This window comes from Rhodococcus sp. P4_B6 (assembly GCF_056402215.1).
In genome coordinates, this window is the sequence record NZ_JBFUHV010000003.1 from 60184 (window position 1) to 85239 (window position 25056).

At 63.0% G+C, this 25056-nt stretch carries 20 protein-coding genes and 2 pseudogenes; 9 read left to right on the plus strand and 13 right to left on the minus strand.

Translation table 11 applies throughout. From position 1 onward, the window contains the following. Positions 1-17 precede the first annotated feature (17 nt). The 8 genes from AC1DWT_RS02040 to AC1DWT_RS02075 all read right to left on the minus strand — a co-directional run bounded on the left by AC1DWT_RS02040 (position 18) and on the right by AC1DWT_RS02075 (position 10859). Positions 18-782, minus strand: coding sequence for an SDR family NAD(P)-dependent oxidoreductase (locus AC1DWT_RS02040; RefSeq protein WP_179377490.1), 765 nt, complete (start codon positions 780-782; stop codon positions 18-20). Between the two features lie 136 nt (positions 783-918). Beyond that, positions 919-2076 (minus strand): alpha-hydroxy acid oxidase, encoded by a 1158-nt coding sequence (locus AC1DWT_RS02045; protein ID WP_477919483.1) that lies wholly within the window; start codon positions 2074-2076, stop codon positions 919-921. A gap of 89 nt (positions 2077-2165) precedes the next feature. Next, on the minus strand, positions 2166-2987 hold the full coding sequence (locus tag AC1DWT_RS02050; RefSeq protein WP_477919485.1) for an SDR family NAD(P)-dependent oxidoreductase: 822 nt from the start codon (positions 2985-2987) through the stop codon (positions 2166-2168). Between the two features lie 64 nt (positions 2988-3051). After that, positions 3052-4275, minus strand: a complete 1224-nt coding sequence (locus AC1DWT_RS02055; protein ID WP_477919487.1) for a cytochrome P450 — start codon at positions 4273-4275, stop codon at positions 3052-3054. A gap of 48 nt (positions 4276-4323) precedes the next feature. Next, positions 4324-7806, minus strand: a complete 3483-nt coding sequence (locus AC1DWT_RS02060; protein ID WP_095860491.1) for an indolepyruvate ferredoxin oxidoreductase family protein — start codon at positions 7804-7806, stop codon at positions 4324-4326. Positions 7807-7886: 80 nt separating this feature from the next. After that, on the minus strand, positions 7887-9017 hold the full coding sequence (locus AC1DWT_RS02065; RefSeq protein ID WP_179377492.1) for a serine hydrolase domain-containing protein: 1131 nt from the start codon (positions 9015-9017) through the stop codon (positions 7887-7889). A 237-nt stretch (positions 9018-9254) separates the two neighbouring features. After that, positions 9255-9980 carry an SDR family NAD(P)-dependent oxidoreductase gene (locus AC1DWT_RS02070; RefSeq protein WP_477919490.1) on the minus strand — a complete coding sequence of 242 codons (726 nt, stop codon included), beginning with the start codon at positions 9978-9980 and terminating at the stop codon, positions 9255-9257. 90 nt (positions 9981-10070) lie between these two features. Further along, complete coding sequence (locus tag AC1DWT_RS02075; protein ID WP_257015234.1) at positions 10071-10859, minus strand: enoyl-CoA hydratase-related protein; 789 nt, start codon at positions 10857-10859, stop codon at positions 10071-10073. Positions 10860-11505: 646 nt separating this feature from the next. Between AC1DWT_RS02075 and AC1DWT_RS02080 the strand changes: the two genes are divergently transcribed. The 5 genes from AC1DWT_RS02080 (at position 11506) to AC1DWT_RS02100 (ending at position 16718) form a co-directional block, all read left to right on the plus strand. After that, entirely contained in the window at positions 11506-12111 is a 606-nt protein-coding gene (locus AC1DWT_RS02080; RefSeq protein WP_143548861.1) for a TetR/AcrR family transcriptional regulator, read from the plus strand. 465 nt (positions 12112-12576) lie between these two features. Further along, a complete protein-coding gene (locus tag AC1DWT_RS02085) occupies positions 12577-13002 on the plus strand; it encodes a limonene-1,2-epoxide hydrolase family protein (protein WP_143548862.1) in 426 nt (141 codons plus the stop codon). An 80-nt stretch (positions 13003-13082) separates the two neighbouring features. Further along, complete coding sequence (locus AC1DWT_RS02090) at positions 13083-14321, plus strand: cytochrome P450 (RefSeq protein ID WP_477919493.1); 1239 nt, start codon at positions 13083-13085, stop codon at positions 14319-14321. A gap of 348 nt (positions 14322-14669) precedes the next feature. Then, positions 14670-16121 carry an MFS transporter gene (locus AC1DWT_RS02095; RefSeq protein ID WP_179377493.1) on the plus strand — a complete coding sequence of 484 codons (1452 nt, stop codon included), beginning with the start codon at positions 14670-14672 and terminating at the stop codon, positions 16119-16121. Between the two features lie 81 nt (positions 16122-16202). Beyond that, positions 16203-16718, plus strand: coding sequence for a cupin domain-containing protein (locus tag AC1DWT_RS02100; protein ID WP_477919495.1), 516 nt, complete (start codon positions 16203-16205; stop codon positions 16716-16718). Here AC1DWT_RS02100 and AC1DWT_RS02105 read toward each other — a convergent pair. Both AC1DWT_RS02105 and AC1DWT_RS02110 read right to left on the minus strand, forming a co-directional pair. After that, positions 16694-16927: pseudogene (locus tag AC1DWT_RS02105) on the minus strand (DDE-type integrase/transposase/recombinase); the annotation flags it as partial. The gene AC1DWT_RS02100 and the pseudogene AC1DWT_RS02105 overlap by 25 nt on opposite strands. 35 nt (positions 16928-16962) lie before the next feature. Then, a pseudogene (locus AC1DWT_RS02110) lies at positions 16963-17125 on the minus strand (IS256 family transposase); the annotation flags it as partial. A 91-nt stretch (positions 17126-17216) separates the two neighbouring features. On the opposite strand from AC1DWT_RS02110, the gene AC1DWT_RS02115 reads away from it, so the two are divergent. The 3 genes from AC1DWT_RS02115 to AC1DWT_RS02125 all read left to right on the plus strand — a co-directional run bounded on the left by AC1DWT_RS02115 (position 17217) and on the right by AC1DWT_RS02125 (position 20739). Beyond that, positions 17217-18059 carry a serine/threonine-protein kinase gene (locus tag AC1DWT_RS02115; RefSeq protein WP_477919497.1) on the plus strand — a complete coding sequence of 281 codons (843 nt, stop codon included), beginning with the start codon at positions 17217-17219 and terminating at the stop codon, positions 18057-18059. A 146-nt stretch (positions 18060-18205) separates the two neighbouring features. After that, the gene (locus tag AC1DWT_RS02120) at positions 18206-19462 is read left to right on the plus strand and encodes a winged helix-turn-helix domain-containing protein (RefSeq protein WP_477919499.1); all 1257 of its coding nucleotides are present in this window, start codon (positions 18206-18208) and stop codon (positions 19460-19462) included. Further along, complete coding sequence (locus AC1DWT_RS02125; RefSeq protein WP_477919501.1) at positions 19459-20739, plus strand: hypothetical protein; 1281 nt, start codon at positions 19459-19461, stop codon at positions 20737-20739. Before AC1DWT_RS02120 ends, AC1DWT_RS02125 begins: the two co-directional genes overlap by 4 nt. A gap of 525 nt (positions 20740-21264) precedes the next feature. Here AC1DWT_RS02125 and AC1DWT_RS02130 read toward each other — a convergent pair. Both AC1DWT_RS02130 and AC1DWT_RS02135 read right to left on the minus strand, forming a co-directional pair. Then, positions 21265-22041 carry an SDR family NAD(P)-dependent oxidoreductase gene (locus AC1DWT_RS02130; RefSeq protein ID WP_095860500.1) on the minus strand — a complete coding sequence of 259 codons (777 nt, stop codon included), beginning with the start codon at positions 22039-22041 and terminating at the stop codon, positions 21265-21267. Positions 22042-22092: 51 nt separating this feature from the next. Next, positions 22093-23043: an SDR family NAD(P)-dependent oxidoreductase gene (locus AC1DWT_RS02135; RefSeq protein ID WP_095860501.1), complete on the minus strand. Its 951-nt coding sequence runs from the start codon at positions 23041-23043 to the stop codon at positions 22093-22095. A gap of 268 nt (positions 23044-23311) precedes the next feature. Between AC1DWT_RS02135 and AC1DWT_RS02140 the strand changes: the two genes are divergently transcribed. Then, entirely contained in the window at positions 23312-23881 is a 570-nt protein-coding gene (locus tag AC1DWT_RS02140) for a TetR/AcrR family transcriptional regulator (RefSeq protein WP_179377494.1), read from the plus strand. Positions 23882-24641: 760 nt separating this feature from the next. On the opposite strand, the gene AC1DWT_RS02145 is transcribed toward AC1DWT_RS02140, so the two are convergent. Continuing rightward, positions 24642-24986, minus strand: a complete 345-nt coding sequence (locus AC1DWT_RS02145) for a hypothetical protein (protein ID WP_477919504.1) — start codon at positions 24984-24986, stop codon at positions 24642-24644. Between the last annotated feature and the right edge of the window lie 70 nt (positions 24987-25056).

Genomic DNA, 25056 nt, shown 5'->3' on the forward strand with positions numbered 1-25056 from the left:
GGGGCACAAGCCGACTGTCAGATGGCTGGTCCGGCGAGTTGCCCGCCCTCGACGAAGATCGCGGAACCGGTGACGAAGCTGCTGTCCTCGGACGCGAGGAATGCGGCAGCGCCGGCGATTTCTTCAGGCCTGGCGACGCGGGGAATCGGAAGATGCGAGTAGAAGGCGTCCTCGTCGAAACCGTCGGACATCAAGTTCTGATGCATCGGTGTGTCGGTGCCGCCGGGATGAAGCGAATTCACTCGCACCCCCATCGGACCGAGTTCGATCGCCGCCGTTTTCGCAAGTGACTTGTTGGCGGCCTTGCTCGCACCGTACGGCGCGAGACCCGATGTGCCGATCTCGGAGGCAGTCGATGACACGATGATCACCGAGCCGCCGCCCGCATCTTTCATGCCCGGCGCTGTCGCTTGAATTCCGAAGACGGCGCCGAGAACGTTGATGTCGAAGCTCGTCCGGTATTCACTCCCGTCGGTATCGAGCAGCGAGCTCATCGCCATCGTACCTGCGCTGCATACCAAGACAGTCGGGTCGCCGAAGTGCTCACGAGTTTTCTGCACGACACGGACCCAACCCTCGCGGTCCGTGACATCGAGACGCTCCGCGATGATCGACTCACCGCGCGGAACGGTGTCGCCGTCGATGTTCAGATCGGCGATGACGACTTGTGCGCCTTCTCGAACGAACCTCTCGACGATCGCACGCCCGATACCGCTCGCACCACCCGTGACGATGGCGACCCTACCGACCAAACGTGTGCTGGCACTTTCTGAATCAACCACCACAGCCCCTTCCGTTTTGACATTCGCTCGGCCCGACCGCCGCTTCGAATCATCGGGATTCCGTATACCGTATACGGATATGGCATTAATCACAACGAGTTTCGCGCGCCTCGTCGACCTACCGGTTACGATCTGGTCACGCGTCGTCCGGATCCAGCAGATCCGGCCCGATCGACTCGATTGTGGGTCGGCCGGACAAGGCCATCGCCATCTCGAATTCGGTTCGTAGAAGGTCGATCACGCCGGCAACTCCGTTCGCCCCGCCTGCCGCGAGACCCCACCAGTAAGGCCGTGCGATCAAGACCGCCTTCGCCCCGAGAGCCACTGCCTTGAGGATATCCGTGCCTCGTCGCACGCCACCGTCGAGCAACACCTCGGTGCGGTCACCGACCGCGTCGACAATCCTCGGCAGCACGTCGATCGTCGCCGGGGTCCCGTCCAACTGACGGCCACCGTGATTCGAGACCACGATTGCATCGGCTCCCTTGGCCACAGCCTGCCGAGCATCTGCCACTGTCATGATGCCCTTGACCACCATCGGTCCAGGCCACAGACCCCTGAGCCACGTCAGTTCGTCCCACCGAGCCCCCGGATTGGTCAGTTCCTCGTTCACCCAGTTCATGAGCGCCATTCCGTGCGAATCGGGAACCAGATCCGCAAAGTTCGCGAACGTGATCTCCGGTCCACGCACGAGATGAGTCACCCACCGGGGATGAGTAGCCCCCTGGAAGATATTGCTCACACTCAGTCTCGGCGGGATGCTCATGCCGTTTCGGATATCACGTTCACGACGAGCCAGTAGAGGAACATCCACCGACACGACAAGAGTCGAGTAGTCGCACGCGATCGCACGTTTCACCACGTGCTCGATCGCCGAACGGTCTCGCCACGGATAGATCTGCAGCCACAGATCCCCGCCACCACTCGCCTCGCGGATCGCTTCCACCGTGAACGCCGTGGACGCGCTCACCACGAAGGGAACCCCGGTCCTGGACGCGCCACGTGCCACTTCCAGATCGGCGTGACGATGGGCCATCCGCTGGAGCCCGGTAGGACCCAACATCAACGGAAAGGGGATGGTGCGTCCCAAGACCGACGTCTCCATCGATATTCGGCTCACATCGACTTGCTGCCGCGGATGCAGAAGGTACTTGTCGAACGCACGTAGGTTGAGAGCCATCGTCTTCTCGTCACCTGCCGCCCCGTCTGCGTAGTCGAAAACGAACTTGGGCAGCCGACGCTGGGCCGTCCGCCGATACTCAGCGACCGAGACGAGCTTCGCAAGGTTTGTCACTGCAGTCTCCTCCCTTCTGTCCACGGGCCGATCGGCACGGGCTCGAGTGGTCGGCGACCGCTACGGCCGGCCGCCGGAATGATGCTGGGTCAGGCCTGATCAGCCGGGGTCTCGGTTACCAGCCCGGCCTTGTTCATGAACAGATTCAGGCCGCCGTCGGCCTCGATCGATTGGCCCGTAACGAAGGAGGCCTCATCGGAGCACAGGAACARGTGCAGGTAGGCGACCTCACGAGGCTCCGCCATCGTCCGCATCGCAGTGTTCACCGCACCCTGGCGGCGCTTGCGCGCAGCCTCGAGCTCCTCAGCCGACCAGTGGTAGCTCTCGTCGATGTTCGTCTGCATTCGTCCAGGGCAAACACAGTTGACCCGGATTCCGTCTGCGGCCAACTCGGAGGCGAAGAACTTCGTCAGGCCCACTGCACCGAACTTCGACGCCGTGTAACCTCCGAGCGTCGAGCCACCCAGAATGGTCTGGCCGGCAACCGATGCACTCGAAGTCATCGACCCGCCACCTGCACGTCGCAGAGCCGGAGCCGCGAACTTGAAGGTTCGCCACACTCCACTCATGTTCACCTGGATCACCTCGTCCATCTGCTCCTCGGTGAGATCCTCGAGTCGCTTTCGTGAAGCGGCCCCGCCTATACCTGCGTTCGCAACCACGGTGTCGAGCTTCCCGAAGGTCTCTTCCGCCAGCCGTACTGCGGACTCGAGGTCCGCACTCTTGGCCACGTCCGTGTGGTGGAATACCGCCTTGCGGCCGCGCTGTTCGACACCCCGCACGACGTCCGCCCCACGATCGGCATTGATATCGGCGACGACGATGTCAGCACCCTCTTCGGCAAACAGCAGACACGTCTCAGCGCCGAGGCCTGAGGCTCCACCGGTAACCAATGCCACCCTGTCCTGCATGCGACCCATTGTTTCGACTTCCTTTCGTAGTTCCGTGTCGAGTTCTCGACCGGAGCATGGTCCTTTACTTCGCAGCTTCGAAGGTCAGGTGGATTGGCGTATACGGCCGGAACATCGACCCCCGCAGCTCGGGCACGCCCATAGCAGTGTCCAGACGCATCCCCGTCAGCCGCGAGGTCAATGCAGCGATCGACTCCTGGAGAATGACGCGCGCGAGTCCCGAACCCACACAAGCACCGATTCCGACACTGAACGTCAAGTGCTGCCGTGGATTCGGCCGGGTCAAGTCCAGTTCGTGAGCGTTCGTATACCTGCTCTCGTCGCGGTTACCCGAGGCGATGACGGCCGCGATAACCTGCCCCTTCTCGAGGTTGGCACCCTCGAAAACGGTATCGGCGGCGATCTTCCGACTGCGGAAGTGATTGGTGGGTACCAAACGCAGCGCCTCTTCGACGAACCGGGCGGTCAGCTCGCTGTCACCGTCGACCAGCTGCTCCACCATCCCCTCGGTCTGGAGCATCAGGCACACGGCATTCCCGATCTGAACGCTCGTGGTGCCGCTGCCACCGGTGAAGAACGTCCGCGCCAAGCCGTACCGCTCGTCCTCGGACCACCCCTCGAGCGCATCGTCGTGGAAGATCCGACTCATCACGGTGTCGTCCGGGGTCTCCTTCCGCCGCTCCATGTACGGGCGGATGAGCTCGTCGATCCGGTAGGTTCCGGCCAAGGCGGCCTCGGCGAACTGCTTCGACTCCGCCGGCTTGAGGTAGATCGACTCCTTGTACCTTTCGGTCAGATCGAAGTTGTGCCGCAGTTCGGCCATCCACTCGGCGTCCTGCCAGGGCAAGCCGAGTACCGCAGCGATGACCCGGTCCGCAACCGGCTCGGTGAACTCGCTGATGAGGTTCACCGTCCCGTTGCCGGCGAACTCGTCGATCGTCGCCGACACCACACCGCTGACGATGTCCCGGCGGTACCGGGCCAGCTCCTTGGCGTTGAAGAGCTGAAGCCACCACTTGTGATGCTTGACTCGCTCCTCGCCCAGCAGGAAGGACGGAGTAGCCACGGTACGAACATATTTCGGGTCGGTGACGATCTCCTCGGGAAGGAACCGAGGGAACGTTTCCTCGTCCGTGAGCACGTTACTTGCAGCGCTGTACCCCGCGGCGATCCAGAACCCGGTCCGGTCCTCGAACTCCACCGACTCGCGGGCTCGCGCCTGTTCGTAGTACTGGAATGGGCACTTTCCGTCTACATCGACAAATTCCACCGACTTGCGTGCAGTCATCTCTACGACCTCCTCAACGATATCCACTCGAATTTCCCTGTACGCGCGTCACGCGACCGACGATGTCTCCGACGCATCGAACTCCGTCCGGAGCTCGCGGAGTCGCCGATCGGCATCCTGCGCAGAGAGGTCCTTTACCGAGTCGAACCCTCGAATCTGCTCCGGCAACGAGGCGATCTCGACCGCGATACCGTAATTTTCTTCGGTGATGTCACCGATCAGCTTGTCGATCAGCTGCTCGTACTCGCCGACCCGGGCTCGTTCTGCACGGCGGTGCGCGGTCGCCCCGAACAGATCGAGCTTCGTTCCCCGCACATGCCTCATCGCTGCCAGTCCACGGAACACGGGGGCTGCGGCCCAGAAAGGAATCTCCCACTTGCGGAATCGACCGCTGTAGCTGTCCCGGGTGTTGAACAGCTGAGGCGCCAGATTCGCCTTGATCCGGAAGTCGCCCTCGAACTCTTCCTCGAGCCCGCGCCGGAACTCGGGATCGGTGTACAGCCGGCCGACCTCATATTCGTCCTTGTACGCCATCAACTTGTAGAAGTAGACCGCGACGGCCCGCGTCAACTGCAGGTCATCACCGATGTCCGACGACCTCACCCGGTTGACGAGCGACAGGTAGCGTTCTGCGTACTCCCGGTTCTGATAGTTGGTCAGACGCGCGACGCGATCCACGATCACGTCCTCGAGATCCACGTCGACCGGGGCGTCGCCCGATCCCACGGTGCCGGCCCTGTCCAGTTCATCGAGGAGCCGTTCGACTGCGGGGTTGCCCGCGGCGAGAAGCCGGCCGATGTGCAGAGCCTGGAGGTTCTTTCGCACACTGATCCCGTTGAACTCGATAGCCTCTTCCAACGAGCTCACTCGCACGGGGAGTTTGCCCTGCTGCGCCACGTAGCCGAGCAGGATGATGTTGGAATAGATCTCATCGCCGAGAAGCGCGACCGCCAACCCGTTCGCATCCACGAACTCCACGTTTCCGGCTGTCGCCTCCCGCAGGGCAGAAACCATGTACCCGCTGTCGAGGTTCAGGTTCGGATTCTCCGCGAAAGCGACTGTCGGCTTGACCTCTTCGTTGACGATCGCTTTCGTGCGGTCGGAATCGTACAAACCGAGCAGGTCCTTCGACGAAGCGAGGACGATATCGCCACCGATCACCAGGTCCGCCGAAGCGGGTCCGATCCGCGGTGACAGCTCCGCATCCGACATCGACGTGATCCGAACGTGGCTCTGGACACCACCGTTCTTCTGCGCCATGCCGGTCTCGTTGAGGACCGACACGAACTTGCCCTCCGTGTGCGCGGCGCGACCCAGGAGCGCCCCGATCGTCAGCACACCACCGCCACCGATACCACCGATGACCACGTTGTACGCTTCCCGATTCGACGGGAACCCGGTGGGTTCCGGTGCCGCCGGGAGCGCATCCAAGGACGCGCCGTCGATGGTGCGCTTGCGCGGCGTGGCGCCGTAGACGGTAACGAAGCTCGGGCAGTAGCCGTCGACGCAGCTGAAGTCCTTGTTGCAGGTGGACTGGTCGATCTTCCGCTTCCGCCCGAGAGGCGTTTCAAGAGGTTCGACCGAGATGCAGTTCGAAAGGTGGTTGCAGTCCCCACACCCCTCGCACACTTCGGGATTGATGTAGGTGCGCTTATCCGGATCGTCCGCTGCGCCCCGCTTGCGATGTCGCCGAAGCTCCGCCGCACACTCCTGGTCGTAGATCAGGACGGTGACTCCCGAAACCGTCGACAGTTCCTGTTCGGTTTGCATGAACTTCTTCCGGTGGCGAATCTCGACACCGCGAGGGAACCGTCCGCGCCTCCGTACCCGCCTCGGGCTCTCGGTCACCACGACGACCTTCTTGGCGCCCTCGGCCAGAACCTGCTCTGCCACCTCGATCGCGCTCAACTGACCCGGAATCGCTTGGCCTCCGGTCATGGAGATGAACCCGTTCAGAAGAACCTTGAAGGTGATGTTCACGTCGGCAGCGATCGCCGCCCGGATCGCGAGCGATGCGGAATGCGAGTAGGTACCGTCGCCCACGTTCTGAAAGGCATGCGATTCGGAGCTGAACCGTGACATGCCGATCCACATGGCCCCCTCGCCTCCCATCTGCGGGAGCATGTCGGTCTCGCGACCCTCCATCTCGGCGAACGTCGCCATCGCGTGGCAACCGGTTCCGCCGAAGTTGAAGCTGCCCTCAGGGACGCGGGTAGAGGTGCTGTGGGGACATCCCGAACAGAAGCCGGCAGCACGGACCAACCCGCCCTGCACCGGAGTCAGGCTCAACAACTGCCCCACGCCGCTAGCGATGGTCTTCCCCGTTTCCAATCCGAAACGCCTCAGCCGCTTTCCGAGCACCTCGGTGACGATTCCGGAGTTCAATCCGCTGATCTCGGGCACGAGCCGAGCACCCTGCTCGTCCGTCTTGCCGACGATGAGCGGGCGCGCATCGCGGTCCAGACGATTGGCCAGTCGGTTCAGCTGATCCTCGATGACCGGGTACTTCGGCTCCACGACGATCACCTCGTCGAGACCGGACATGAAGTCCAGCGCACCCTTCTCCGCGATCGGCCACACCAACCCGAGCTTGTACACCGTCACGCCGAGCTCGAGGGCGCGTTGCTCCGTGACACCGAGCTCATCGAGCGCATCCAGGACATCGAGATACGGCTTTCCCGCGACCACGATGCCGACCCGACGGTGTGGTCCACCCTCAACCGTCACTCGATCGAGTTCGTTCACCTCGGCGAACTTCTGCACCGCGGGCATACGCCACCGCTTGATATCGTATTCGATATCGATTGCGGTCCTTCCCAATTGCGCTCCCGGTGCACCGTCACCCCCGGGGGGGGTGATGGTCGGCAGCGCACCGAGGTCGACCGAACCGGCGGAATCGGCCAGATCGTTGAGGCAGATCATCCCGACCCACATCTTCGAGTACCGGGACAGCGCCCAACCGAACAACCCGTAGGTGAGCATCTCCTGCAAGGTCGCCGGGCTGAGGACAGGCATCCCCATGTGCACGAACAGGGTTTCGCTCTGCTGAGCCGTCACCGTGCTTCGTGCCTCGTGATCGTCGCCGGCGAGCGCCAACGCACCACCATACTGGGAGGTTCCGAAGTAGCTTGCCGTGCGGAGCGCATCGGCCGACCGCTCTACACCCGGCCCCTTCCCGTACCACATGCCGAAGACACCATCGAGATCGGAGTGGTTTCCTCCGAGATTGAGGTTCTGAGTGCCCCAGACCGCCGTGGCCGCCAACTCTTCGTTGATACCGGGTTCGAACTCGACGCCGACCTCCGACAGCCGTGACTTCTCACGTCGGAGCAAGGAGTCGAGACCGCTCAGAGGCGAACCCGGGTATCCCGACACGTAGCCTCGGGTATGCAGCCCGGCACGATCATCGAGCCGCTTCTGAATCGCCGGCAGGCGCAGGAGCAGATCCGACCCGGTGAGGTACTCTCGCCCCTCGGTCGCGTCGAGCACATCGAGCGTTTCAGAGTGCTTACGTCCGTTCGGTGATGCCATATCAGCTGACCACTCTCATGCTAGACGAATCCCACTGCAGTGCAGGTGGAGTCGTCACGGTATTACAGACAGGGAAACGGTTATCCGGCAATGTCTCGCACCAAATCGCCGAGCTCGGTGAAGGGATGTTCGTCCGGCGGAAGCGGAGGGTTGATCCGGAACATGCGGTTGTGGCAGATCGCGACAGACAGGCCCGTGTCCGGATCGGCCCACGCAATCGATCCGCCGGAACCGTTACTCGCGAGAATATTGGGGTTCGTCCCGATGATCGGCTCCGCAGGCGGGGTGTTCCCGCCGAGCCAGAACCCGCCCACCCCGACGAGCGGCGTTTGGCCGAGAACCTCGTCGTACTCCTCCGACCGCGGCCGCGGCTCGACGAAGGACATCACACGCTCCTCGCTGAGCAAGCGCGTCCCGTTCAGCTCCCCCCCGTTTGCCAGCAATCCGAAGAACTTGGCCACGGAGTCGGCGTTGGCAATGCCGCCGGCCCCCGGCACCACCGCATCGTAGAAGACCGGATTGTTCCAAATCGGGCCTGGTGTAATGGATTCCGGCATCGCAAGCGAACGGTACTCCGACGGTTGCGGCCGCAGCCCGCCCGCCGTGTACAGCTGCGCGACACGCTGGTGATTGTTTCCCTGCATCCCGAGGTAGTAGTCCTCGATGCCGAGCGGTTCGAAGATCTCCTGCTCAATGAAGTCGGCGAACGTGCGGTCGACGGAGTCCGTCCTGCGCACCACCTCGCCGAGCAGCCAACCGTAGCTGATGGACGCGTATGCACTCTGTCCACGCGGGAACAACGGTTCCAGCGCAGCGAGCCCGGCGACGCACCAATCCCAGTCGGCCAACCTCTCGGGGGTTGTCCCCGGCGGCATCTGCGGAACCCCCGCCTGGTGCACGAGCACTTCCTGGACGGTGATCTCGCCCTTACTGTTCGACCCGAATTCCGGCCAGTAGGTGGCAACAGGCTCGTCGTAGTCGAGCAACCCGCGCTCGGCTTGGATATGGACGGCCATCGCCGCCAATCCCTTTGTCACGGAGAAGATCGGGAACAGGCTCGTCCCGGTGACCGGGGTCCCCGCGTCGTCCATGGTGCCGATGGCACCGGACAGGATCGGCTCGCCTTTCAGGTAAGCGGCGATCTGGACGCCGCGCTCTCCCCGTTCGACTGCCTTTTCGAGGGCGAACTGCAGTTTGCGTTCTACGCTCACAATGGGCTCCTCAATACGTGTATCGCACGCAAGCTACTCAGTGGGATCTCGATGACGACGCAGAAAGCGTCGGATCCTCTGCTGAAATGATCTGATACATCTTCTGTATCCAGTCATACTGGATACAGGAAACAGTCGCCTTGTCCAGGACGAGCTCACGTTCCGACCTGCGAAAATTCGGGGGTTCCGCGAGTTCCTGGCGGCGGTCGGGGACTGAATCTACGGCGGGCTACGCGATCAGGATGTCATCGTCAATCCGCCACTGACACTGAGCGTCTGCCCCGTCACATAACTCGCCGCATCCGACCCCAAGAACACCACCGGAGCCGCCTGCTCCTCCGCAGTCCCCATCCGCTTCAACGGCACCGCTCGCACCATCTTATCGATCACATGCTGATCCGACTGCGCCCGCAACAACGGCGTATCCGTCGGCCCCGGCGAAATCGCATTCACCCGCACCCCATCACGCGCCACCTCCCGCGCCAACGACTTCACAAACCCGATCACCCCCGCCTTCGCCGCCGCATACACCGTCTCCCCCAACGTCCCCACCTTCCCCGCATCCGAACTCGTCAACACGATCGACCCCGACTTCTGCGCACTGAACACCCGCAACGCCGACCGACACAAATAAATCGACCCCATCAAATTGATACGCACAATCTTCTGCCAATACTCATCATCCTCATCAGCAAAAAACGTCGTATCCGACCACCCCACCGTGCTCGCCACAATATCCACCCCACCATGCTCCCGAAGCACCGACTCGATCAACGCATCCGTCTGACCGAAATCCGTCACATCACACACATGCTCCGACACCACACCACCACGCGCACGAATCAACTCCGCCGTCTCCGCAGCACCGGCCTTGTTCACATCCGCCACCGCCACCGCCGCACCCTGCGCGGAAAACAATTCCGCCACCGCACGCCCGATACCACTACCACCACCGACAACCACCGCAACCTTGCCATCACACCGCATCACAAACCACCCTCCACAAAACTCACACCGACAAAACCAACCGACAGAACCACTTACGGAATTGCATTACTTACGGAACTGCGCGAAATCCGGACTCCGCTTCTCCAAAAACGCACGCGTCCCCTCATGGAACTCATCCGTCCCATGAATAAAATTGATCATTTGCTGACCATGCTGCACCGCCGGCCACAACTGATCACTCTCGAAATTCAACGAAATCTTCGCCACCCGCAACGCCTGCGGACTCAACGACAACAACCGCGCACACCACGCATCCACCGCAGCGTCCAACTCCGCCGCCGGCACACACTTGTTGATCAACCCCAGCGACACCGCCTCCGGCGCCGGAATCTGCTCACACAACATCACGATCTCCCGCGCCCGCCGCTCACCCACGATCCGCGGCAACAACTGCGTCCCCCACCACACCGGCACACTCCCCATCTTCGGACCCGACTGACCGAACCTCGAATCCTCCGACGCCACCGTCAAATCACACAACATCTGCAACTCGTTACCCCCACCGACCGCAAACCCCCGCACCCGAGCAATAATCGGCTTCCCACACCCCCGCATAATCAACGACAAATTACTCGTCCGCCGATTCATCCGCGCCGCCCCCACCGGATCCGACGCATCCTCCCACGCAATATCCCCACCCGAACAAAACGCCTTCTCCCCCGCCCCCGTCAACACGATCACACCCACCGAACGATCCGCCTCCGCAGCACCGAACGCCGCAATCAGATCATCCAACGTCTCCTCACGAAACGCGTTGTACTTCTCCGGACGATTAATCGTGATCCGAGCAACCCCACCCACAACCTCATACAAAACATCCGTCAAATCCAACACCGCAAATACACCTCTCCCTAGAGAATGGGAACCGAATGAGCTCGAATTACTTCTCGTGCCGAGCCGGTCGACTCGACGTCACGACGAATCAACCTGCCGGGGACTGATCTGGTCGACAGGCCGGAGGCACTGCCGACTGGCCGGAGACGCGAGCGGCGGATCGCCGCGCACTGCCGGTCCACGTCGGTCTCCACGAGCAACTACACCCGCGGAGACGCTGCGCTATCACAACCGATGACGCTTGCCCTAACGTGTCATCTTGAGCTACTTTGGCACAAAGTGACAGAAGTCGCAATACTCGGTTGCCGATGAATTTGGGCACCACGAACCGGCACAGCGGCGGTGCGTGCGGTGCTGGAAGGATGGTCTCGTGGCTCTTCACACCGTGCTTCACCGGCTGAGGTCGGTACCGCGTCGGCGCGCGGCGTCGGCGCGCTCGGCCGCGCAGCCGTTCGACCTGCAAGCAGGCTCGAACTCTGAGGCAGAACCACAGTTCACGCTTGTGTTTGCCGAGTTTCGTGAGGAGAAGCCCGCCTGGGGGGCGGGGCGGTCCGGCGCTCACCGGACCGCAGGGACGACTCTCCTCGAGAACAGCCGAGCGGCCCGCCGAGCCGGTCGACTTACCCGACAAGAAAGGCGATGAGGCGTGACTACATCGAAACCCGAGACGAAACAGCCGACCCTCCGCGAGCAGCAGCGCGTGGCACTCCGCAGCCAGCTCGCACAGTCGGCGATGTCGCTCTTGGACGAGCGGGGTTGGAGTGAGGTCACCGCCAGCGACATCGCCCAGAACGCAGGCATCTCGGTCCGCACGTTCTACCGGCACTTCGCCAACAAGTCGGATGCGTTCTGGCCGATCCTTCATGAACATATGAAGATCCAGCACCAGGCGTTCATCGACTCGGATGAGCCCGACATCGTCGAACGGGCCGCCGATGCTCTGGTGGCGTCGTACGAAAAATCACACGGTGGGCTCGAGGGCGCGCATCGCACATATCGCCTGCTGTTCGGCGTCGAGGAACTCAGCTCGGTCTGGCTGCGCTCCGCCCTCGAGGCCGAGACCGAATACACCAAAGCCATCGAAACTGCGTTTCCCGAATACTCGGATCCTCACGACGCCCGCTTGGTGGCGGCAATCATCGTCACCTGTGTCCGGGTGTCACTGTACGACTGGGTGAATGACAAGCCGGAAACCCTGCGCGCACACGCGATGCACGCGTTCGAGCGAGCAAACCTTCACCGGAAGAATTGACTCGGGACAGTTCGCCGGACCATCGTGTCCAACCTCGCCGGACATACCCACGAGTCGTTGTCCGCGTGCGACTGCTCCCTACCGGTAGAACGCGGGCCGGCACATGTCCCCCGCGTTCTACCGATCGAGAACGATCCCTATCTCCCCTGCCCCGAGCACGGGAGCGGTTCGCTCTCCCGCCGCGCCCACCCTCCGAAGCGGCAGGTTCCAGTCGGGGACACCAAGCTCCGAAATCGGAGGCTTGTGATCGCCAACACACTGGGATACGGTATACGCAGCAAGGGCAGTATCCGATCCGCCCCTGCGTCACCAGCCGTAGTTTCAATCCGGAACTGAAGGCACAGCGTACATTTGCGCATTTCCGCAGCGTCGGCTTCTCAACCAATCCACTCGGGCTTTCGGCCCTCGAGGGGAGTACGCCTCGGTTCATGCGCATCAACCGTGAAGAATCATCTGGAGGAAGAAATGACGAACACCGGACCGAACTCGCAGCGGCTGCTCACATTCTGGGACAAGTGGGACACCGATTTCGATACATTCGTGGACTCCTTCCGCGACGTCTTCACCGACAAGACGATCTGGTGGAACACCGAGTCTCTGCCCCAGGTTCAGGGTCTTGACGAAGCCCTCGAAAAGATCATTCAGCCTTCGAAGGACTCGGCACTGGGCATGGAGTGCATTCGCGTGGAGGTTCGGCACATCGCCGAGGTCGGGAACATCGTGCTGCACGAGCGCATCGACCACCTCCTTCGCGCCGACGGCAGCATCATCATCTCCACTCCGATCGCAGGCATCACGGAGTTCGACGACAACGGAAAGATCACCCACTGGCGCGAATACAACGATCCGACGCGTCTGCTAGCGCTGATGGCGGGCCCCTCCGAATCCTGAGCGCAGCGCAAGGGACACCGGGAGTTGCGCGTGCCCCCTTGCGAATCAATCAGCGATCCCCGAACCGAAACGGTGAGATTATGACCTCAATTGTGGACGACGCATTGCAGGAGCCGAACCTGACGGATCCCGCGGTGTACGTCGAAGGCTTTCCGCATGAAACGTTGGACAAGATCCGGGCTCGTCAAGGTCTGGTGTGGCAGCCGGCAGAACACGGCACGTACAACGGCGGGCTCTGGCTCGTCACCCGATACAACGACGTGATGGACATCGAGTCTCGTCCAGCCGATTTCAGCTCGGTCCCGGGCGCCTTCTACCCGTTGGGGAACATGGATGGCACCAGTCCGATGCAGAAGCACATTCTCTTCATGGACCCTCCGGAGCACAGCAGGCTCCGGAGGATGGCCTCGCGGTCCTTCGGCCCTCGGATCGTCCGACGATTCGACGGTTGGGTCCGTGAGGTCACCGAAGAGGCACTCGACAACGCCTTTCCCCTCGGGGAGTTCGATTTCGTAGAGGACGTTGCCAAGCTGATTCCGTGCCGCGTGATGAGTGCCATCATGGGTGTCCCGAGCGAGATGCGAGAGCAGATCGTTCAATGGTCGCTCGACGTCTTCGTCGCGCAAGCGAAGGCGGAGCAGGACGGAGGCGCCGCCTTCGCAGCAGTCTTCGCGGAGATCGGCGCATACATGGCCGAGCTGGGAGTGGAAAAGCTGCGCGATCCTCAGGACGACCTTCTGTCGGTTGTCGCAGCCGCACTCGACAACGGCGAAATCGACGAGTTCGAGTACCAGATGTACACCACTGGAATTCTTGTGGCGGGCACTGAGACAACGCAGACGCTGATGTCGCAGTCGATCCGTCTCATGATCGAAGATGAGGTGACCCGGGCGACGTTCGAGAAGGCGTTCGCCGACGGCGAGTACCTTCGACTGGTGGAGGAATGCCTCCGCTATGTCACGCCGGCGTACAACGTGGCACGAACCGCCACTCACGACCTCGAATTCAACGGTCAACAGATTCGCAAGGGTGACACCATGCAGCTGATGTTGGCAGCAGCCAATCGAGATCCCGAGATCTTCGAGGATCCTCATCGGTTCGACCCGTTCCGGGATCCGAAACCGCTTGCAGCAGAAGGTGTCGCATTCGGGAGTGGGCCACATCGGTGCGTCGGGAGCATGCTGGCCAAACTCGAGCTGAGAATCCTGTTCGAGGACATCAATCGTCGCGGCGTTCGGCTCGAACTGAACGGCACACCGGAACGCGGTTGGAGTTCGCTGGTCAACCAGCTGAATTCGCTACCCGTCAAGGTTGTATGAATGTCTCGAGAGTGATCCGTGCGAAGTCCGGAACCGACATTCTCCCACCCTCCGCAACATCGAGTCGGAGAATGATCGGCCGGCGCACGTCACGCCGCCCCGGAATCCTGATCGCAGGCGGCACAGATCGGTAGTGAGGGGTTGGCTGTCGATACCGCATCCCCTCACTACCGATTCGAATCCACATCGGTAGTGATCACCGATGGGATTCTTCCCGCGCGCGCAGGACCCCTACTTTCCCCACTCGGACAGAGATCGGGTTCTTCGCGAACCCCGATGCTCGTCGAGCACATCGTGCTGCGGGCGATCGCCGGTTGCCTGCCGTACCTCGACATTCAGGCGGAATGCATGAGTTCTTCACTAAACAACTCGTCCACAACCACGCAGACACACAAGCGTACGTCATCCTCGCCCGGCACCGGATGGAACCTGCGCCGAATCATCGTCGTCCTTGCACTCGTCGGCAGTCTGGTCGGTGCGATCGCTACGGTCCTGCTCGGACCGCAAGGACTGCCGTTCGTCTCGGCGGAGTTCAACACCGATCAGGGTGCTTGGTTCGTCACCCTCGAACTCATCGCAGCAGCGGTCCTGACCCCGCTGGCAGCGCGAATGGGCGAGCTCTACGGCAAACGCCGCATCATCATCGCGCTCGTGGTAGTGGGAACCATCGGATCCGTGCTGATTGCCATCGCACCGGCTTACTGGGTGGTGCTGGCGGGACGGTTCCTGCAAGGCGCGACCCTCGCCTGCGCGGCACTTGCGCCGGCTCTCGTCCGCGAAGCACTTCCGGAACGGATCGCGCCCTTCGGCGTCGGCCTCGTCGCCACCGGGTCGGGACTACCCGGGGCACTCATCCCCTTCATCACCGGTCCCGTGATCGACAACTACGGATTCCGGGTCGTATTCTGGGGCGTTGCAGCAGTAATGGCCATCTTCGCGGTACTGATCCTCGCGACGATCCCCGAATCGACCGTCTTCGATTCCGGTTCGGTCGATTACGTCAGCGTGCTGCTACTCGGTGGCGGCGTGGCCGCGATCCTCGCCGGTCTCAGCTTCGGACCGTCACTCGGTTGGGCCTCGGCTGCGACCATCGTCCTCTTCATCGTGGGCATCGTCGCGATCGCAATCTGGGTCCGGCACTCGAGGGCGTCGCAGAACCCGTTGATCGAYCTGTCTATTCTCACCGACCGACGAATGACTGTGGGGCTGATAGCAGGTGGATTGGTCGCCGGCACGGGAACTCTGTTCCTCATCGCATCCTCGTACGTTGCCCAGACACCGGCAGGCGAGACGCTCGGCTACGGACTCGGATTGAGTGCCAGAAGTTACGCCTACCTGCAGACCTTCTACTTTCTGGGATTCCTCGTCGGCGGAGTGATCGCGGTTCAGGCATTGCAGCGGATGAGTTACATCGGCGTCATCCTCGGCGGCGCAGGACTACTCGGGCTCAGCGCGATCATCGGTGTGCTGTCGTTCAACCAGGTGTTGGTGTTCGCAGCAGTGCACCTGATCATCGGCATCGTCATCGGCGTCTTCTTCTCCGCGAACTTCAACTTCATCTTTCGATCCGTCGCGGCCACTCGCCGGTCGTCGGCATCGAGCTTGTACCTCACCATGACGACACTCGGGCAGTCCCTCTACTCGATCCTGCCGCTCACCATCGCGGCGATGCTCTTCCCGGCAGCCCTCGTGGGTGTGGTGAATGTGCAGTCGATCCGCTTCCTTTTCTTCTTCATTCTCGGATCCGCCATAGTGGCCGCGCTGCTCGCAGTCTGCGGTAGGAAGGCCGGGCAAGAGTGAGGACCGGGCGACTCGCCCCTGATCATCCCTCGCCAATGGTGGCACATCACTCGGTTGGACCATCGAAAGGAACAGAGAACCATGAGTTCGAACCCTGCACGTCTCGTGATCACAGCCCATGACCGTCAGGGCGAATCGATCGTGGCCGAGGATCGCATGGTCGAGATCTCCAAGATGTCGGCAGCCGGAACAAATTTCCATGCGCTCTGGGGAACGGACACAATCCCGGACCTTCCGACCGACGGCAGCGTGGATCCGAGGATTGCACCGTTCCCTCCCGTCGGCGGCATCCGATTCGTCCAACTGGTTGTTCAACCGGAATCCGAAATCGACTACTCCGCGAACGATGTTCAAGGCGTGAATGTTTCCGACGACTCCGCCCCCGGTAGGCACGTGACAGCGTCGGTGGATTTCTGCGTCGTCATCGAAGGAGAGGTAATCCTCGAATTGCCGGAAGGCCGCGAGGTCGTGCTCCGTCACGGAGACAGTGTGGTCCAGAACGGAACTCTGCACGGTTGGCGGAACAAGACCGATTCGCCGGCCCGACTCGGAGTCTTCCTCGTCGGAGCCAATCATTCAGGGATCTCCGGCAACTGAATCTCACGCCAGATGGTGAACCGGTCGGCCATCACCTCCCGGTACTCACCCGCCGACAATCGGCGTCGGTGTGGCCGGAAGTGTTGTGAGATCGACGAGAACGCCGACAGAAATCGCTGCGCGTGCCGCATCGATTTGAAGCGTTTCATCGCCCGCTCGCGCTGCCGGGTCGGCAGGTGCGAGTTCTCGGCTCGATTGTTCAGGTACGTGGATCGTCGATACTCGACGGAACCGAGCAGGTCGCAGCGTAGTAGGTACGGCAACGGTGCCAGGTTGCCCCGGGCAGGGTGGCGCCGATCGCCGAAACGAGGCGCCGTGCGCGTCCGTCGCGAACGGCCCCGGACAGCCCGCTGGCGACCGGAGACCGGGAGAACGCCACAGTCTGCACCATCCTCGCTGGAGGTCACGTTCCGGGGGTAGGGGCGCGGTTTAGAATTGAGGCAACATGAGGTGGCGCATGCTTAGAGGTGCGGATGGCTCTCGCGGACCGGTCCGTGGATGGGCTCCGGCCTTGGTCCGCTCCTCCACTGCCGGACCCCGGTTCAGTGGTCAGTGAGGCGTGCGGTGCCCGCCGATGAGGTCGCGAATCCCGGAAGCCCGGCTCAGGACGAGATTAGGAACGAACTAGCCGCGGAGGGCTTCGACGATCTCCGGGTAGTCGGACGAGGAGGGTTTGGCGTCATCTACCGCTGTCGCCAGCCCGCTCTCGACCGAGTAGTGGCGATCAAGGTGATGATTGCAGACCATCAGGCAGGCGACCGCGCGGGGTTCCTACGTGAACAGCAGGTCATGGGCAGACTTTCGGGCCATCCCAATATCGTTCAGGTGCTCGAAGTCGGTGTTACCCGGGCCGGACGTCCATACCTCGTGATGCCGTTTCACCGCCGAGACTCGCTCGAAGCATGGATCAATAGGAGGGGACCGCGCACGATCGCCGAGGCGCTCGACATCGGCATCAAGGTCGCCGGAGCGTTGGAGACAGCACACCGCGCAGGCGTGCTACACCGAGATATCAAACCGGCGAATATTCTGATGTCCGAGTACGGCGAACCCCAGCTCACCGATTTCGGGATCGCCAGGCTGGCCGAGCAGCAGGACACCACTCGGAGCATCGTGGTGGGATCCCCCGCGTACACCGCCCCGGAGCTGCTTCACGGACAGCCGCCGACGATTGCCTCGGACATTTACAGTGTCGGCGCCACCTTGTTCACGACCTTGGCCGGTCGTCCGGCCTTCGGCCGCCGCCGCGGCGAGGAGCTGTTCTCACAACTGCTTCGGATCAGCACCGAACCGATACCCGACATCGGGGTCGCAATGTCCCCGACAGCGTCCGCGCAGTAGTCGAACAAGCGATGGCACGGGATCCGACCAGTCGCCCTGATACAGCCTCTGCGATGGGCGAGGCGCTCCGTCGTGTCGGCACTGATCTCGGTTATGCCGTCCCGGACGTCCCCCTGCCCGTGGCATGGGATGACGACGAACCTGACATGCGACCGAGCGAACGTGAACCCAGGCGGACAACCTTTCACTCCGCGCTAACAGCACTCAACCGCGAGCTCCCCCGACCACCTACGGCAGACACGAAGTACCGCCCGCCATCCCCTGCTCACCCGACGGTCCAGCGAACTCGGCTACTCGACCAATTCCGCAGCGACACAAGTGCGCGGCTCATCCTGATTCATGGACCCGCCGGATACGGCAAGACCACCTTGGCCGCCCAGTACCTCAGGGTCCTCGAGGGTGCGGGACGCACAACAGCGTGGCTGTCTCTCGACGACGACGACAACACGCCCGCCTGGTTTCTTGCGCATCTCGCCGAGGCCATCGCTTTACCTCTTCCCGGTCTCGGATCGGAACTGGCCCAGGCTCTCGAAGGACATGGTGCCGGCGCCGAGCGCTTCGTTCTGACGACACTGATCAATCGAACCCATTCGGCGGGCAATGAAATCACCGTGGTGCTCGATGACTGGCACCGTGTCACGAACCCGGCGAGCCGCGCAGTCGCTCGCTTCCTGCTCGAGCACGGCTGCCACCATCTGCAGCTGGTGGTCACCAGTCGTACCAGGCAAGGGCTGCCTCTGAGCGCTATGCGAGTGCATAAGGAGCTGATCGAAATCGACACGGTCGGGCTTCGGTTCGACCTCGACGAGTCCCGCGAGCTTCTCACTGAGACTGCCGGTCTGGAGCTGGAGGAGAAAGCCCTCGCCGAACTGAAGGAATCAACCGATGGTTGGGTCGCGGCCCTGCAACTTGCATCGCTTTCCCTGCGCGAACACCGCGATCCTCAGGCAGCCATCCATCGTTTGTCCGGCCGACACCGGGCCATCGGCGAGTATCTCACCGAGAACGTCCTCGACAGTCTCGACCCCGCTTTGCTCGACTTCCTTCTGGCCACATCGGTCACTGAACGGATCTGCGCACCGCTGGCTGCTGCCTTGACCAGTCATCGGCACGCTCAAACGGTACTCGAGGACATCGAAGAACGGGACTTGTTCCTGTCACGACTCGATGAGGACGGGCAATGGTTCCGCTACCACCACCTGTTCGCCGAACACCTCTGTCGTCGCCTGGAACGCGACGATCCTGCACGACTGACCGAGTTGCACCGACTCGCATCTCGGTGGTTCGGAGGTCAGCACATGCTCAGCCCGGCGGTCAACCATCTCCTCGCCGCCGGGACGATGACGATGCGACCGACGCCGTCGAAGGCGAAGCGCTGTTGCTTCTCGAACAGTCGCAGATGAGCACACTGCTCGGCCTCGCCGCAAAACTGCCTGCCACTGCCACTGCCCGCCCCCGCCTGCAGATGGCCCTGGCCTGGGCTCACGCGCTCCTGCACCACCGGGAGGCTGCGGTCGAAGCGCTCGGTCACGTCGAAGCGGCACTGCCCTCGGGTTCTGCCGACGACGATGCCGACATTTACGCAGAGGGGTCGCTCATCCGCGCCGCCATCAGTGTCTACGACGACCGGCTCAACGACCTCGACGAAGCCATCGACGCGTGCATGGCACGGGCACACAGACTTCGCCCGTGGGTTCTCTGTGGGACAGCCGATGCCGCCTCGTTCCGATCGATCAACCGCTTCGATTTCACCGAAGCACGACGCTGGCAGCAATGGGCACGTCCGCACCAACACCGGGCGGCCGGACCCTTCAGCGTCGTCTATGGATACTGCCTGGACGGGCTGGCGTCGAGGGAGCAACTCGACCTCGCAAGCGCTGAGGCCAGCGTCCGCCATGCCGTCGACTTCTCAACGAGCCCCGGAGACGACCTTTCCTACAGTTCACGGCTCGCCGCAGCGCTTCTGGGAGACCTTCTCTATGAGCGGGGACAGCTCGAGGAAGCCGAGTACCGCCTCGATCAGAGCTACACCCTGGGCATCCAGGGTGGCACGGTCGACTTCATGGTCGCCACCTACGCGGTGGGGGCGCGTCTGAAGTTTCGGCTTGGTCGGCCCCACGCGGCGGAGGAACGTCTCGAGGAGGGAGAACGCCTCGCGGTCGCGCTGAAGCTGCCGCGGCTGGGGGCGCACGTTGCCAATGAGCGCATCCGCCACGGACTGGGACCAGCACATGTCGCTGTTCCGGCCACCCTTACCAGCCAGCTCGGGCGCGCCGAATTGGGCGGCATCGCTCGAATCACAGCTGAGATCAGGCAGGAGTCATCTATTCGGCTCCAACTCGCATCCGGCGACGGTCGGTCGGTGAAGCAAGCGTGTTCGCGAGCCCGTGACCTCGTCGAATCGATCGACACCAGCCGGAGGCCGCGAGCTTCCCTCTACGGCCGTCTCTTGCTGGCCGAATGCCAAGCAACACTCCGCCCGGGTCCCGAGGCGGAACGCACGCTGCTTCCGCTACTCGAGCAGTGTGCACGAGCCGGGCTCTTCCTGCCGATTCTCGACGCGGGTCCAGCTGTATGTGGGCTTGTGCAGCGAATCAGCGACACGCACGAGATGAGTGCGGCGATGACTGGTTTCATCGACCGCCTTCTACGACTCATCCGCCCCGACTGCACAGCATGACGCGTCTGGACGAACTCTCGAAGGTCAGGCACGACGTCTACCAAGCGGGAGCCGAGTAGCGCTTCACTGAGCGGCACGACGGGCTGGCGGCCCGCGTCGGAGATGTTGTGAATACGCACATGGAGATCGGCCTATGGCGCCAACGGGGGCCGTGCCCGTCAGGGGCGCCCACCCGCCCGCCGCGTTGCCCGGAGTCTCCCAGCGAACATTCGACTCCGGCAAGAACGAGTCAGCGGTCCCCGGTCCGACCGTGCCCAGCGCCGTGCCAGCCACCGCCCGGCCACCAAACGCCGGTTCGCCACGGCTGGTCGCTGCGCCACGCAGTCCAGACGACGGTCTGGGGTCCCTCGGATCCGTACTCCTTCAAAGGCCTGGCGACCGCACATCGCCGACGCGCTGCACCGTAGGTCCCGCGTCGTTGCCGCCGACGCTGAACCGGGCGAGGACGTGGTTACGTTTGTCATCGTGATCGGGGTGACGAGGCTCACAGCCTCTCTCTGGCCAGGGACGCCGCGCCATGCCGCATTAGAACTGGAGGGGAATGCGGTAACCGGCGTCCAGTCGTGGGCTGGAGGCGTTGAAGTAGCCGTTCTCCACCAGATGGGCGGCGAACGCGGCGAACTCTTCGGGCTTGCCCAGGCGGCGGGGGCCGGCGAAATGCTGAACCTGCTGGGCGATGGCCGCGTCGTCGGTGAAGCCGTCGAAGATCGGCGTGTCGAATCCGCCGGCCACGATGGTGTTGACTCGGATGCCGCGGCCGGCGAACTCGCGGGCGGCAGGGAGCGTCATACCCACGAGCGCGGCCTTGGTCGCCGAGTATCCGACCATGCCGACCGTGCCGTCGTGGGCGGCGGCGGACGAGGTGTTGATGATGATGCCTCGCTCGCCGTCGTCGTCGGGCTCGTTGTTCAGCATTGCCGCGGCGGCCTGGCTCATGACGTTGAAGGTGCCCATGAGGTTCGTGGTGAGCAGCTGGGTGAAGTGGGCCGGGTCGGTGGGCTTTCCGTCGGCCGTGGTCAGCGGGACCGCGGCGATGTAGCCTGCGGTGTTGACGTTGACATCGATCCTGCCGAACTGATCGAGGGTCGCCCGGATGGCAGCGGCTACCTGATCGGGGTCGGTGATGTCAGCACCGAGGCCGAGGGCGTTGTCGCCGAGTTCACTTGCGATTTTCTCGGCGAGCGTACGACGGCGTCCGACGAGGACGACGTTCGCTCCCCGTTCGGCGAAGTAGCGGGCTACCCCCAGGCCCAGCCCAGACGTGGCTCCGGCGATCAAGGCGGTTTTTCCGTGGATGTTCATAGCAGTGGAGCTTCCCTTCAAATACAGCGGGTCTTGGGCGTACGGCGTGTCTTAGGCGCGGAGCATCTCGGTGGCGACGTCCCAGAGCCGCTCCGCGTTACCCGAGTCGAGTGCGTAGGGCCGCACGCCGCTGTCGGCGTAGGGGTTGGGGTCGGTGTAGAGCTCGGCCTCGTTGCAGTCCTCGAAGTAGCGGCTGGTGACACCCCCGAGCAGGGGCGACGCGGCCACCAGTACCGAGGTTGCGGCGCCTTCCTCGACGGTCTTCCAGTTGAAGTTGGCGAAGGCTTCCTCGGTCTCCGGCGTCATGTTGTCCTCCTGGTGGCGCTGGAGGCCGGTGCGGATACCGCCAGGCATGACCGCGTTGGCCGTGATTCCGTCGTCGGCCCACCGATGGGCTGCTCCTACTGCCAGCAACACGTTGGCGGTCTTCGACTGGCCGTAGGCCGCCCACTCCTCGTACGGGCGTCGCTCGAAGTGGATATCGTCGAAGACCACCGGCGAGAACAGGTGGCCACTGGAGCTGAGTGAGACGATGCGTGCACCATCGGCAGCCGCGAGCGCGTCGTGGAGGCCGAGGGTCAGGTCGAAGTGGCCGAGGTAGTTGGTGGCGAACTGCAGCTCCCAGCCCTCGGGTGTGCGGTGCAGCTCCGGCAGCGCCATGATCCCGGCATTGTTCACCAGGATGTGCAGCGGGCCCTCCCAGGCACGGATGAAGGACGCGATCGAGGCCCGGACGGTCAGCTCCAGCGGCGCGGCGGCCACCTTCGAGTTGCCGGTAGTGGCTGTGATCTCCTGCGCGACACGGTTGCCCGCCTCGACATTGCGGACGGCGAGAGTGACGTCGGCTCCGGCACTGGCCAGAGCACGTGCCGTCTCTACGCCGATTCCGGACGCGGCGCCTGTGACGATCGCGCGTTGACCGGTCAGGTCGACACCCTCGATGACCTCGCTCGCTGTGGTGTGAAAGCCGTAGGGCGTCGTGAAGCGCTCGTGCGTGTTCATGTGTGGGCTCCGTTCGTGTCGGCGCTCCCCATCGATTCCTGGCCGCTCTCGCGTTGGGGAGCCAGCATTATCCGGAACATATTCCGGTAAGAGCACACTAACCGGAATATGTTCCGTTTGCAAGGACGGGGCGCGGGGCGCGGGTTCGTGCTCGGGCCTCCGTGTCGCGGCGGACATTTCCCGGGTGCGTCCAATCTGCGGCCCGGGTGAATGGTCGTGGCCTGCGTGTACGATTTAGTGGAAACGATTCCGCTTCTTGGGGGTGACTATGACCGAGACAACGCAGCGCAGACCGCGCGCGGACGGGCAACGCAATCGCGCGCGCCTCCTCGAGGTGGCGCTGCACCTGTTCGTAGAGCGGGGCCCGGATGTCCCCTTCACTGAGCTCGCCAAGGAAGCCGGTGTCGGTGTCGGCACTGTCTACCGCCACTTTCCGACGCGCGAAGCCCTCATCGAGGCGGCCTACCGTTCGGAACTGGATGCCGTGTGCGCTGCGGCCGGCGAGTTACTCGAACAGGTGCCGCCCCGGGACGCCCTGCGTATCTGGATGGACCGTTTCGTCGACTACTGGGCCACCAAGATCGGTCTGGCGGAGGCGATACGAGCCGTCGTAGCTGCGGGCGGGAATCCGTTCGCGCAAAGCCGCGAGCGACTCAATGACGCCGTCGGCGCCCTGCTGTCGGCAACCGCAGCAGCAGGGGTCACACGTTCCGAGGTCGAACCGGACGATGTGGTGGTATCACTCAGTGGCATCGCCATGATCGCAAGCGTATTGGACCGCGATCAGCTAGGTCGGGTGCTTGACCTCCTGTATGAGGGGATCCGCATCCGACCCTAGACGGAAACGCTGACAGCTCCGTGCTGCACCATCCGGACCGGCCCAACCAACTGCGTCGCGAACCCGAGCTGGCCACCGAGGTCGTGGAGGAACTACTCGTCGACGAAGGCTCAAAAGATGGCCCCGTATTACTTCCCGTAACGGTCGGCGGGTCCGCGTGTCGTAAGACGTCGAATGCGCAGGAGATGATCTTGCCGGCGTTGACGAGGCTCAGAAAGTGTTTTGAAAGTGTCACGCCGCGCGGGTCGACTGCCACGGGCGTCGTCCGCGTGCGGGGGCCAGTCGTCGGGTCATCAATCCGATCATTGCCCATGTGATCATCGCCTCCGAGTGCGCCGGGAGGCGTTCGTCGTCGTGGTCGAGTCGACGGCAACGCACGATCCACGCCAGGGTCCGCTCGATCAGCCAACGGTGTGGCAACACACTGAAACCGAGCTACCCCTTGGGTTTCCGCACGATATCGAGCGTCATCCGGCAATGCTCCGCGACCCACCCGACGAGACGTCCGGCGTAGCCGCCATCCGCCCACACCAACACCATGCGACGGCATCACTGTCTTCGCCCGGGACAACACCCGCCGCACGGTGGTCGTGTCTGCGTTGATGTCGCGCACGGCTGCCTCGTTCGGCGCGTGCTCGGCGCCACCTGCACCTCGGTCAGCCCGGCCGCAGCCACCTGGTCGAAGAGCCTGTGACCCGATTCTCCTAAGGGCACCAGTATAATTCGTGCCATTAGGACAGTCGGCGTGGTGTCATCTCGCTCATGACAACGTTCCTCGTTTCTGATCGGTCGGGCGGCGCAGCTGCGGGCGGATGACAACGTGCGGGCTCACCGGCCCCTGTCCGGTGGCCATCCGTCCCAGCATGTCGTCGACCTGATCCAGGTCGACGTCGACGGAGGTCACGATCTCCAAGCCTGATCGCCCGTCGGCGAGGAGTTCGATGCTGCGTGTGACGGCATCGGGGGAGCGGCCGCGGACACCGACGATGGTGTTGGCGCCGCGTACCAGGGATTTGAGATCGAGTTCGCAGACCGGGGTCGCTTTGTCATTCGCCGACCATGCGCGCCAGCGACGACGGGAAATTGTGACGCCGGTCTGGCGCACTCGTGAGCTCAGGACCAGGTTCTCGTCACCGGCACAGCATCTTCGCTCGAGACAGTGCGCTGCGGCAGGA